Source organism: Larkinella soli (genome assembly GCF_003703975.1).
Lineage (GTDB): Bacteria > Bacteroidota > Bacteroidia > Cytophagales > Spirosomataceae > Larkinella > Larkinella soli.
The window spans coordinates 13,811-26,453 of the sequence record NZ_QTJY01000010.1; the positions used below are offsets into that span (position 1 = coordinate 13,811).

Consider the following 12,643-nt stretch of genomic DNA (forward strand, 5'->3'; position numbering starts at 1 on the left):
GGAATCAGGTCGATTTTAGAACTGGACATTCAGACCCAGGCTGAACGTACGCGGTCTGGGATATTGGAAAAATTCGATGTTCTGAATCAGCTGACCGGCAAAACCCGTGATCGCTTCCGGATCGTAGCCGGAATACTTGTCGGACAGAAAGAAGTTCTGCGCACTGGCGTAAACGCGCAGTCGGGAGAAGTTCAGCTTGCCGATCTGGTTGGGCAGCGAATAGCCCAGCACGATGTTCTGCCCGCGGATGAACGAACCGTCTTCCACCCACCAGTCATCCATCGCCGTGTCGTAACCGGCGTTGTAGTGACGGATCTCGGCGATGTAGGTGTTCTGGTTCTCCGGGGTCCAGGCGTTCAGGACGCTCCGGGCGCTGCTGGCGATGGCCTGACGGTCTTCGACGGAGTGCTTCGTGGCGTTGACGGTATTGACGCCCATCACGAACCGGATGTCGAACGACAGGTCGAACTTGCCGATCTGGAAGGTGTTGGCGATGTTCATGTTCCACTTCGGATACGCCCGGCCGATGATGGTCTCGTCCGAACCGTCGATCTTGCCGTCGTTGTTCAGATCAGCCCATTTGATGTCGCCCGGCAGCCGGTTGTACTTGGCGGCCAGGTCGGCTTCGGAGGTGCTGAAGGTACCCAGCCGTTTCCGGCCCCAGAACGTACCGATCGGCTGACCGACCCGCAGGATGTTGGTCTGGCCGAGGAACCACGGACCCGGGAAGATGTCGTCATTGTTGACGCCCAGCTTCAGAATCTTGTTCCGGTTGGTCGAGAAGGCCACATTGGTCGTCCAGCTGAACCGGTTGCCCGATATGTTGCGGGAATTGATGCCGACCTCAAGCCCTTTGTTTTCGACGGAACCGATGTTCTGCGTCACCCCGCCCAAACCCGTCGACCAGGGGATGGGCGCGTCCAGCAGCAGGTCTTTGGTCACCTTATGGTAATAGTCGATGGTCAGGTCGATGCGGTTGTTGAGCAGCCCGATGTCGGCCCCTATGTCCAGCTGGTTGGTAAATTCCCAGCGCAGGTCAGGGTTACCGAACGAGCTTCGCCAGATCCCCGTTTGACGCTGTCCGCCCAGCAGCACGTCGCCGGTTCCGAGGAACTGCTGCGAACGATACTGACCGATCTCCTGGTTACCGGTTTTCCCGTAGCTGGCGCGCAGTTTCAGGTTCGACAGCCAGGTGGCCGACTTCAGGAACTCCTCCTGGCTCACGTTCCAGGCGATGGCGGCCGACGGGAAGAACGCATACTTATTGTTCTCACCGAACTTCGACGCCCCGTCGTAGCGGCCCGTAAACGTCACCAGATACTTGTCCCTGAAGTTGTAGTTCAGACGGGCGAAGTACGAGTTCAGCGTCCATTGCTGGTCCGACGAGCTGGGTTTCTGCAGAGTCGTACCGACGCCGAGGTTGTGATACCCCCAGAAGTCGTCGATAAAGTTCTGGGAAGCCGCAAAAAAGTTCTCCCAGGCCCGCTTCTGCCACGACAGACCCGCCAGTGCCGAGATCGTATGGTCGGTGTTGATGGTCTTGTTGTAGTTCAGGTAGTTTTCAAACTGCCAGTAGTACTCCTGATTGCTGTAGATATCGGCCGTCCCTTTCTGATCGGCCGAGAGGGCATTCAGATCACGGCCTGAATAAAAGTTGTTCTTCTCGAATTTCAGTTCATACCCGAAGTTCGAGCGCAGGGTCAGGTCCGGGCTGAAGGTGATCAGCGAATAAATCTGGCCGAGCATCTGCGACTTGGGGTTGATCCGCTGGCGCTGTTCGGCAATCCGGACCGGGTTTTCACCCCCTTCCATACCGGGCCAGTCCTTGTTGCGGCCCCAGCTTCCGTCCGGATACCGGATCGGCAGAATCGGCAGCCCTTCCATGACCATCCGCGGCACGTTCAGGCCGCCGGAAGCATCGTCCACCTCCCGCTGGTTGGTGCGGTTCAGGAAGATGCTGCCGCCCAGTTTGAGCCATTTCCGAACGTCGTTGTCCAGCGTAAATTTCGCCGAATACCGCTTGAACCAGGAATTCAGCATCAGACCGCCCTGGTCGGTATAACCGAGGGAGAGGCTGTAGGAGGTCTTTTCAGAACCGCCCCGCACGCCCAGTTCGTGGTTCTGCGCCCAGGCCGGCTTGTACACTTCGCGTTCCCAGTCGGTGTTGTACAGCGGCTTGCCGTTGGCATCGAACAGGTTCGGGAAGTTCTTCGGATCGTTGCGGACGTATTTTCCGTCGGCAAAACCCTGCGGATCGTACTTCTGCGCGTTGTCGAACGCCTTGTTGTATACGTTCATGAACTCCTCCGAACTCAGGGTTCCGAGCCGGCGGGCCGGCGTGATGTAGGAACCCCAGGTATCGTAGGAAACCTGCGTCTGGCCGGATTTGCCCCGTTTGGTCGTGATGATGATGACCCCGTTGGCGCCCCGCGCTCCATAGATGGCGGTAGCGGAAGCATCTTTCAGTACTTCCAGGGACTCGATGTCGTTCGGATTGATCAGGTTGGCGTTGGTCACCCCGATGATTCCGTCGACGACGTACAGCGGCTCCAGGCTGGAGTTGATCGAGCCGACGCCCCGAATCCGGACGCGCGGCTGGTAACCCGGTGCCGACGACATGATGGCCACGTCGACGCCCGGAATCCGGCCCTGCAGCGCCTGTCCGATGTTCGTGGCCTGGCGGTCGAGCAGCTTTTCGCCCTTGATCGCGCCGACCGAACCGGTCAGGTCACTCTTCCGGACCGTACCGTAACCGATCACGACGACTTCGTCCAGGCTGCGGTTGTCCGTCTCCATGGTCACTTCGATCGTGCTGCGGTTGCCGACGGCCACTTCCTGCTTCAGAAAACCGATCGAGCTGAATACCAGGGTGGCATTGCCGTCGGTCACGTCCAGCTGGAACGCCCCGCTGGCGTCGGTATTGGAGCCGCGGCTGGTTCCTTTTTCCACCACGTTGACGCCCGGAATACCGGTTCCGCTGGCTTCTTTTACCACGCCCCGGACCCGGAACACCACGGCTTTGGCCTCTTTCACCTCCGCCGGAGCCTCGCCCGATACGGTGGCCTCCGGAGCGCCCGCAGCCGAAGTTTCGGTTCCGGAAAGGACGATCTGATTGTCGATCAGCTCATAAGTGATTCCCAGCGGTTTCAGCAGCTTTTCGAGAACATCGGCCAGACGGCCGCCGTTCGTGTGGAAGCTGACGCGCTGGTCCTGAATGATGCGGCTGCTGTAGACGAATTTGATATTGGTTTTGCGTTCGAGCTGCAGCAGCGCTTCCCGCAACGTCACGTTCTCAACCTTCAGAGCGACTTTCCGGCTGAGTTCATCTTGTCTGATCGGTTTTTCTGCAAACGAGGCAGATGCCAATACGGTCACCAGAAGCAGTTGGCTCACGGTTTGCCGAAAGGCCCTGGCGATACCACCGGGTGGGGGGTAAAGTTGATTGCTCATAGCATTTGGTAGTGAAAACAGGGTTTGTAAAACAGGTTCTGAAAAAGATGGTTAAGGGCAGCCCGGCCCGTTCAGTTCGATGAGTGAACCATCGAGCGAATAGGTCGAACCGGTCGTTTTGCAAAGCAGATTGAGAATGACCGGCAACCGCATATTAGTAAAGTCGGCCCGAAGCCGGCAATTGCGGAGCGCCGGATTGGCGAATTGAATCTGAACGCCGAACGTTTCCTCCAGCGCCCCGGCCACCTGGCCCAGCGACGCCCACTCGAAGGCGATGGTAGCCGGCTCCCAGACCTGGGGCCGGGCCCTGCGGGGCAGCACGGTTTTGGCGAGCGATTCGGCTTTCTGATTGAAAACGGCCTGCTGGCGGGCCGTCAGCAGCACCTTCTTCCGGTCTGAAACGCTGACGGCGACTTTCCCCGTGACGACCGACACTTCGAACCGCGGACTCTGGCGGTAGGCCCGGACGTTGAAGGTCGTGCCGAGCACTTCGGTTTTCAGCTTGCCGGAGCGAATGACGAACGGCCGGGACGCATCGCGACGGACCTCGAAGAAGGCCTCCCCTTCCAGATCGACCGCCCGGAGCCGCGCAGCGAATCGGCGGGGATACCGCAGCCGGGTCGAAGGACTCAGCCAGACGACGCTGCCGTCGGTCAGTTCATACCGGACGATGGCTTTGCCGTCATTCCGAAGCACGATCCATTCCGAAGCTTTGGCTCTGGCCACGGCCGGCGCTTTCCCGTTCCGGTTGGCCTGCCAGAAACCGACGGCCAGCACGAGCAGGGCCGCTACGCCACCGACGTATACCATCCAGCCCCCTCTCCGCCACCACGGCCGGGGCGAAACCGGTCCCATCGGGCGTTGTTCGATCGACTCGATCCGCTGCCGGATCTGGTGAAGCAACTGCCGGGAGTAGGCCGGATTCCGGGTTTCCGGGTGCGTCTGGCTGAGGTCCGGCCGGTTCTCGAAAGAATCGTACCATGCCTCCACCTGCCGGGCTTCGTCGGGGGTACAACGACCGGAAAGGTATTTCTCCAGCAAGTCGGGTGAAGGGTAGCGTTCGCCCATTCCGTTCAGGTTAATAGATTTTATCGGCAGAATCCAATCTGTTCACCTATAAGACGGACAAGGGAAGCAAAAACCTTAGTCGATTTTGAAAAAAAATTAAAATATTATGGAGGGCCGCTGAAGATTAGACATTTACCTGGAAAAGCGTCAGACAAAAAACATCAGGACGACCGAAACCGCCGAAAAGTCCTTCAGCAGATGGCGCAGCGTATGGTGAGCCTTGAGCAGATGGCTCTCCACGGTCTTGGGAGAAATCCGGAGGTATTCGGCAATTTCGGCCACCGTACTCCCCTGCTGGTGCAGCAGGTAGACCTGCCGGCATTTTTCGGGCAACTGGCCCACGGTGTTCTGGTAAGCCTGCTGAAGGTCGGCGTAGAGAATCTGCTGCTCGGTGGCGTTGATGACCGCGCGGTCGGGCTGGGCAAGCCACTCGGCCGCCAGACCGTCCTGCCGGGCCTGGGCGCGGAACCAGTCGATGACGGCGTTGCGGAGCAGGGTATGCAGATAACTTTCGGGGCTTTTCAGCTCCGGCAACTGACGGCGTTTCAGCCAGAGATTAACGAACAGTTCCTGAACGATTTCTTCCGTAACGGAACGGTCCTGCAGCCGCTTGAAAGCCGCGTTGGAGAGCCTTGTAAAATAGCGGTGGTAGATTTCTTCAAATGCGCGCGAATCATCCAGCTGCATTTGCCGAAACAATACCGCTTCGTCTTCAGTGTGGTAGATTCCTTTCATCGTTGAGTGAGTAAGCCGACGCCCTGAAGCATCGTAACAGTTCCCGAATTTACCGGTTCATTCTCAAAAAGCCTACAGTTTTAATAAGATAAATCCAACCCGTTTTTGCGACGTTTCCGGAAACGAACCCCTCCTGCCGAAAATTCCCTGTCCGACAAAACGGGATCGCAAAAGCCTCAGGGCCGGGCCGAAATCGACTGGATGCGGGCATACTTTCCGGGCCCGCCCTTCTCCGCCACCGCCGGCTCGAAGCCCAGCTGCGACAGCGTTCCCTGCCAGCCGGGCGCTTTGGTCAGGTCGATTTCGTAGGTCCGGTAAACGCCGTCGCCGACAATCGGAAAATCGAGGTAATTAGTCGACAGGTATTCCGGATCGCCCGGTTTTTTCCAGCGGATGCGGGCCTGTCCGGCATCGGTTTTAAAAGCGCCTTTCACATACAGCTTAGGCACATCGGCCGCCTGCCAGTATCCCACCGGTCCGATCAGCAGAAAGTTGCCTTTATCGAGCGGAATGTCCAGCTCGTTTTTGATCGGAAAACCACGGTCGGCCCCCTGGTAATACCACCACGACTGCCGGTCGGACACGAAGCGATAATCCGGGATCGGATCGGGCCGGGCCTGTTTGTAAACGAACTGCCGGATCTGATCGACCGTACCCAGAATCAGAGCGTATTCATATTCGTACCGAATGTTGTGGTCCAGGACTTCGTAGGCCGTGGAGGTGACGTAGCAGGACGTAAAATCGTACTGGTTGCCGGTATAGGCGGTCCCGAAGGCCCCGGCCTGAAAATAGTAGTTGTTCTTTTTCCAAAGACCCAGCCCGAAACCGGCATTGTCCACCAGCGCAACCCAGTTCTCCGTCGCAGCCAGTCCGATGCCGCCGTAGATCTGGTTGACCGAGCGGCTTTCGGTTTTCAGGACGGCATCGCTGGTGAACGGTTTGTTGCCGGTATAGGTAATGATCTGATGGTAAGGGGCGTTCAGGAACACGGCGGGCAATTCCTGCGGGCGGGCCGAATACTGGGTCGTATCGGTGCGGTTGTTGATGAGCCGGTGTTTCACCCGGATGGCATTCCCTTCCACCCGAATCCAGGTTTCGATGGTGCATTCGGCCGGTTCGTTGTCGTAGGGCCACAGCATGGGCTTTGTTTTGACGTAGATCTCCTGGCCGTTGTTTGACCAGTCGAGCACCTGGGAACGGTTGCCGAAGCTGTCGCCGGCCAGGATGGGGTTCCAGCCGGTATCTTTCCAGAGCGGGTGGGGCTGTTTGCCGTTGGGCGTATAGGGGTTCGGGCCGGAATAGAAGGAAGCCTGAACATAACGGCCCGGGTCCCAGGTATTTACCAGATTCACTTTGGCCGTCGAGGATGCGATCCGCCGGATGGCTCCGCCCAGGTCGAGGTCCACCTCCACCCGGACGACGCCGTTGTCGAGGTGAGTCGGTTTTTCGGTCGGGTTGGGCTGGCCCGTGCCGGGGGTTTCGTTGGGGTTGGGCGTGGGGCGTGGTTCCCAGGCCCGCTCTTCATATTTACTACAGGCTCCCACTCCCAGGACCAGGAGCACGAACAGCATCCGGACGTATCGGTGTGTCATAACTTTCTCTCAAATAGTCGCCTTCATCCAAAAAGAAACGGGAAGTTCATCAGAAATACAGATTCCGACAAACATCCCGTCCGTTTTTCGTCGATTCCGATCAGGCCGTGGCCCGGCGCATTTTCACTTTGATGAACTGGAACACCATCGGCAGAACCGACAGACCGATAATGCCGAAAATAACCAGTTCGAAATTATTTTTGATCACCGGAATGTTTCCAAACAGGTACCCGAGCATCGTGACCCCGACCACCCAGAGGATAGCGCCGGCGACGCAGTAGCCGATGTATTTCGGATAATCCATGCTGCCGGCTCCGGCCACGAAGGGCGCGATGGTCCGGACGATGGGGATGAACCGCGCCATAATAACGGTCTTACCACCGTGTTTATGGTAAAAATTCTCGGTTTCGGTAATGTATTCCCGTTTGAAGAACAGGATTCGATCCCTCATTTTAATCTGGTTGCCGAGAAATTTCCCGACGAAGTAATTGACGTTGTCGCCCATCAGGGCCGCCAGGATCAGCAGCGGGATCAGGAGTTTCACATCCAGGGCGCCGGTGGAAGCCGCCAGGGCCCCGGCCGCAAACAGCAGCGAGTCGCCGGGCAGCAGCGGCATGACGATCAGCCCGGTTTCGACGAAAATGATCAGGAACAGAATCGCATAGGTGAGCGTCCCATATTCGTTGATCAGGTCCGCCAGGTGCTTGTCGAGGTGTAGAAAAAAGTCGAGAACCGACTGAAGAAATTCCATGTTCGAATGATTTGGAGTTAAAAGCGAAATGGGCGGTTTTCGGGCTAAAAGGCCGTATATAGCCGCAAACTTCCGTTAAATCAATGCATTGGCCCGTGGCCGTTGAGAAAGTGGGAAAACGTGTCTCCGCGCAGGCCGAGCCGGATGGTTTCGAGCGGAATCATTTCGGTCGGTGAGATATTGCCCAGGTTGACGTTGGCGCCGAGGAGCTTGACGAACCAGACCTGCTGCTCTTTCTGGGGGGCCTCCCAGATGATGCTTTCAAACGGAACCTGCGTCAGGATTTCTTCCACCAGCCCCTGGCGAACCTCTCCGCTGGAACGGAACAGCCCCACGGTACCGCCTTCGCGGGCTTCGCCGATGACCTTCCAGGCCCCGGCCTCCAGCTCAGCCTTCATCAGCTGAATCCATTTGTAGGGAGGAATGATCTTGGCTTCGTCCTTGGAACCGACCTCCGACAGAACCGTCACCTGGGTAGCCAGCTGCCGGATGTATTCACATTTGTCGTCGGGTTTCATTTCGACCGAGCCGTCCGACACTTCGGCGTATTCCAGCTCGTACTGGTCCAGCAGGCGCCGGTAGTCGTCGAACTGGTTGCGGACGACGAACGCTTCGAAGAGGGTGCCTCCGAAATAAACCGGCACGCCGGCTTCCTTGTAAATTCTTAACTTTTCTTTCAGATTCGGGGTGACGAACGAGGTGGCCCAGCCCAGTTTTACAAAATCGGTATATTCCGCTGATGTCGATAAAAAATCCTCAACCTGCCGGATACTGAGCCCTTTGTCCATGACCATCGTCAGACCATATTGACGGGGCTTTGTCGTTCGCTCCGGAATGTGTGAGAGAGTATAATTCATTTTCAAGGAGATAGCTTGTTGCCTCTAAAATCGTCCAAAAGTAACACAAGTCCGGCTACCTCCCAAGAAAATCCATGTATTATACACGCTCAAGCGTGCTTAGCTTGGTTAAATTCTATTTTGGCATCGGCATGCCCCCGTCTTCGGAAAGGAAAATCAGTGGAAAATGTCGGTAATGTCGTTCCACTCGGCCGCATTCGGGTAGACGACCCGGCGGGTGCCGGCCGGTCGGCTTTTTTCCGGGGCGGGGGCCTCGTCCGCCACCGGGCAGGACTCTTTCTCTTCGGCAGGGGCCGGTATAGGGTAGACCGTTCGGACCTGGCGTTCCTTCAGGTAATCAAGAACATCGACAAGAATGCTACTGGGAACACGGTCCAGAATTTTCTGAATCTGGCCCTTTACGTCTTCGTTATTCATGGAAACCAGCTGGCGGATAAAATAGTATATCCGACATATCCGACCGTTTAAGAAAAATGTTTAAAAAAGCTAAGTAAATAAATTTCAAAACGTTAACTATCCGCCATAAAAGTTTCCTATTTACATGAATACAGGAAACAACTATATTTATAAGAGTTTTTTACCCTAACCTGTCCAACGTTACTTTTCGGAATGAGCACCAGGATTATTGTTGTCGACGATGAGCCGGATCTGGAATCGCTCATGCAGGTGCGGTTTCGCCGGAAAATTCAGGAAGGCACCTATCAGTTCCGGTTTGCCCGCTCGGGCCGCGAGGCTCTGTCGATGATCGAAGCCGGTGAGGAATTCGATGTAGTACTGCTGGATATCAATATGCCTGGTATGAACGGGCTGGCCCTGCTCGAACAGCTTCCCGAGCTGATGCCGGTGAGCCGGACGGTGATGGTATCGGCGTATGGCGACATGGGCAACATCCGGGCGGCCATGAATGCCGGTGCCTTCGACTTTATCTGTAAGCCGCTGAACTGGAACGACCTTGAAATCACCATCGAAAAAACCGCCCGGCACGTCCGGCTGATGCGCGAATCGAGGCACCTGAAAGTGCTCAATGAACTCAAAAGCCGCTTTTTCGACAACATTACCCACGAATTCCGCACTCCGCTGACGCTCATCCTGGCCCCGGTCGAAAAAATACTGCAAAGTAACCAGTATCCGGAAGAGACGCTGCAGAGCCTGGAAATGGTGCAGCGAAATGCCCGGCAACTGCTCCGGCTCATCAACCAGCTTCTGGACCTGGCCAAACTCGAAGCCGGCCACCTCGCCGTCTCCCCAACCCCGGGTGACCTGGGCGAATTCGTCGGTCAGCTCGTCGGCTCGTTCGATGCCGTGGCCGAGGAACGGCACCTCCGGCTGGTCTATCGGAACGACCTCAGGGAGGGCTATTCGTTCGATGCCGAAAAAATCGAACAGATCGTTTACAATCTGCTTTCCAACGCCGTCAAGTTCTCCTCCCGGAAGCCCGTCGCCGACTCGAACGGAGCCCGGCACCAAAAAATTCTGATCCGGCTGACCACCGCCGACGCTCCCGACGACGATACGGCGGAAGAAACCGAAGGGCTGCGGCATTTTTCGCCCGTGCCCGGCAAGGCGGCCGAGTCGTCCGGCCACCGCGTCCGGCTAACGATCCGGGACTTCGGCATCGGGATTCCGGCCGACAAACTACCTTATATCTTCGACCGTTTTTACCAGATCCGACCCGAACCGGCCGGGTCGGATGCGGTCATGGTGCAGTCCGGTACGGGCATCGGCCTGGCTTTGGTGAAGGACCTGATCGAACTGATGGACGGTTCCCTGACCGTCAGCAGCGAGGCCGGTCGCGGAACCCGGTTCCGGGCGGAACTGCCGCTGGCGACCGTTTCTGAAAGCCTCCGGGCGGTCGACGGAGTTCGGCAGCCGGCTCCTCCGGTTTCCCTGCCCCTAAGCCGGCCGGTTTCCGGGCAGGCGTCCTCCGGCCCCAAACCGGCGGCCGTGCCCGAAGACGATCCCCGATCGACCCAGCCCCTGGTTCTGGTGGTGGAGGACAACCCGGAACTGCGCGATTTCCTTTCCCGCGAACTGAGTCCGCTCTACCGGGTCCTGACGGCGCCCGACGGCCGCGAGGGCTGGGCCACGGCGCAGGCCGAACTGCCGGATCTCGTCATCTCCGACATCATGATGCCTGTCATGGACGGTTATCAGCTTACCCACCTGATCAAATCCCATCCGTCGACGAACCACATCGCTGTGGTGCTGCTGACGGCCCGGACGGCCCAGCCGAGCCGGATCGAGGGTTTGCAGCAGGGCGCCGACGATTATCTCGAAAAACCGTTCCATCTGGACGAACTGCACCTCCGGCTGCGCAACCTCCTGAAGCGGCAGCATCACCTGCGGGAGCGATTCCGGGAGCAGCTGGTCGTTCCGGACGGACCGTCGCCCCTCGAAAGCGTTCAGGATCAGTGGCTGAGCAGCCTCTACGCCACCATCGAGCGTCACCTCGACGATTCGGCTTTCGGGGTGGAGGAACTGGCGGAAAAAATGGCCGTCAGTCGCCGGACCCTGCTGCGAAAAACCCAGGGGCTGACCCACCTTACGCCCAACGAACTGCTTCGGCAATACCGGCTCCGGCGCGGGGCGGAACTGCTGCGGGCGGGGCATCTGGTGGCCGAAACCGCCTATCTGGTCGGGTTCGAGACGCCGTCGCACTTCAGCCAGTGTTTCAAGGAAGTGTTTCACGTCACGCCGAGCGAGTTCATCAGCCGCATTCCCCAATAATGTTGTGAGTGTTCCCTTAAACCGTTAATTTGAATCGCTGATCGTTTCGACGGTTGGCCGCGACACAACGTCTATTCGGAACTCCATGTCAATCGCCCATTTCCTGGCCGCGTTTTTCCTGATTCGGTTTCTTCGCACGTATCTGAAGACGACGGCCCCGAATCCTCACTGGGAAGCCCGGCTGCTGACGGCGCAGTACGTAGTGATCGGCCTGCTCTGCGTCGAGGCCGTCGTGGAAAAGGAGTCCGTGACGCGGTGGATCTGGGATGCAGGCATGGTCGGCGGGCTGCTGTACCTGCGCCGGCAGCCGGAATTTGTCCATCTGCAAAACCGGATTCTGACGGCCGTCGGGCCCTATGTTGCCGTCGCCGTCGTCTCCGACTTCCTGGACGCAACCGGCTTATACAGGCAATTGCCGGTAAAGTCGTACTTCGAAATGGGGACTTTTTTCGCGCTGGTCTGGATGTTCGCCATGTGGCAGTATTCGAACAAACAGAAGAAAGCCCTCGATGTCGAACGGCTGAAACGACTGGAAGAAGAGAAACACAGCCAGGAACTCGAACGGCTCGTGGCCGAGCGGACGGCCATGATTACCCGGCAGAAAGAGGAGCTGGAGCAGACGCTGTTCGAACTCCGCCAGACGCAGGACCAGCTCATCCAGCGGGAAAAAATGGCTTCGCTGGGTGAACTGACCGCCGGCATCGCCCACGAAATTCAGAACCCGCTCAACTTCGTCAACAATTTCTCGGAGGTGAGCGCCGAGCTGATCGGCGAACTGGAAGACGAACGGCAGAAACCCGACCGCGACACCGGTCTTGAGGAGGAAATTCTGACGGATCTGAAGCAGAACCTGCAAAAGATCACCCACCACGGCAAACGGGCCGATGCCATCGTGAAGGGCATGCTGCAACACAGCCGCGCCAGTTCCGGCCAGAAAGAAGCCGCCGACCTCAACGCCCTGGCCGACGAATACCTGCGGCTGGCCTATCACGGGCTGCGGGCCAAAGACAAAACCTTCAATGCCCAGCTGATTACCGAGTTCGATCCCGGCCTGGGAAAGATCAGCCTGGTCCGGCAGGACATCGGGCGGGTGCTGCTCAACCTGTTCACCAATGCCTTCTATGCCACCGAAGAGAAGCGCCGGCAGCAGCCCGACACCTATAAACCCGTAGTGGCGGTCCGGACACGGCAACTGCCTGGCGCGGTCGAAATCTGCGTACACGACAACGGCACCGGTATTCCGGAAACCGTCCGGCAGAAAATCTTCCAGCCTTTTTTCACGACTAAACCCTCCGGCCAGGGCACCGGTCTGGGCCTCTCGCTCAGCTTCGACATCGTCACCAAAGGCCACGGCGGAGAATTGAAGGTCGATACGGAGGAAGGAGAATTTACCGAATTTACCATTCGGTTACCTGTTTAAGCCGTATCTTTGAACACTGCCTTACTGTCCCAACCTGAATTGA

9 protein-coding genes are annotated in these 12,643 nt (G+C 57.7%); 2 read left to right on the top strand and 7 right to left on the bottom strand.

From position 1 onward, the window contains the following. Positions 1-15: 15 nt before the first annotated feature. The 7 genes from DX909_RS17545 to DX909_RS17575 form a co-directional block, all read right to left on the bottom strand. Entirely contained in the window at positions 16-3,450 is a 3,435-nt protein-coding gene (locus DX909_RS17545) for a SusC/RagA family TonB-linked outer membrane protein (RefSeq protein WP_229311094.1), read from the bottom strand. Positions 3,451-3,501: 51 nt separating this feature from the next. Next, the gene (locus tag DX909_RS17550) at positions 3,502-4,518 is read right to left on the bottom strand and encodes a FecR family protein (RefSeq protein WP_128546509.1); all 1,017 of its coding nucleotides are present in this window, start codon (positions 4,516-4,518) and stop codon (positions 3,502-3,504) included. A 147-nt stretch (positions 4,519-4,665) separates the two neighbouring features. Further along, on the bottom strand, positions 4,666-5,253 hold the full coding sequence (locus DX909_RS17555; RefSeq protein ID WP_128546510.1) for an RNA polymerase sigma factor: 588 nt from the start codon (positions 5,251-5,253) through the stop codon (positions 4,666-4,668). A 176-nt stretch (positions 5,254-5,429) separates the two neighbouring features. Continuing rightward, positions 5,430-6,845: a hypothetical protein gene (locus tag DX909_RS17560; RefSeq protein WP_128546511.1), complete on the bottom strand. Its 1,416-nt coding sequence runs from the start codon at positions 6,843-6,845 to the stop codon at positions 5,430-5,432. A 100-nt stretch (positions 6,846-6,945) separates the two neighbouring features. After that, the gene (locus DX909_RS17565; RefSeq protein WP_128546512.1) at positions 6,946-7,596 is read right to left on the bottom strand and encodes a DedA family protein; all 651 of its coding nucleotides are present in this window, start codon (positions 7,594-7,596) and stop codon (positions 6,946-6,948) included. Between the two features lie 80 nt (positions 7,597-7,676). After that, a complete protein-coding gene (locus DX909_RS17570; RefSeq protein WP_128546513.1) occupies positions 7,677-8,453 on the bottom strand; it encodes a phosphosulfolactate synthase in 777 nt (258 codons plus the stop codon). A gap of 156 nt (positions 8,454-8,609) precedes the next feature. Next, positions 8,610-8,870 (bottom strand): hypothetical protein, encoded by a 261-nt coding sequence (locus tag DX909_RS17575; RefSeq protein WP_128546514.1) that lies wholly within the window; start codon positions 8,868-8,870, stop codon positions 8,610-8,612. 192 nt (positions 8,871-9,062) lie between these two features. Here DX909_RS17575 and DX909_RS17580 point away from each other — a divergent pair, with 192 nt between their 5' ends. Together DX909_RS17580 and DX909_RS17585 are read left to right on the top strand one after the other, a co-directional pair. Then, entirely contained in the window at positions 9,063-11,180 is a 2,118-nt protein-coding gene (locus DX909_RS17580) for a response regulator (RefSeq protein WP_128546515.1), read from the top strand. 85 nt (positions 11,181-11,265) lie between these two features. Next, positions 11,266-12,600 (top strand): sensor histidine kinase, encoded by a 1,335-nt coding sequence (locus DX909_RS17585; RefSeq protein ID WP_128546516.1) that lies wholly within the window; start codon positions 11,266-11,268, stop codon positions 12,598-12,600. The last annotated feature ends 43 nt before the right edge of the window (positions 12,601-12,643 follow it).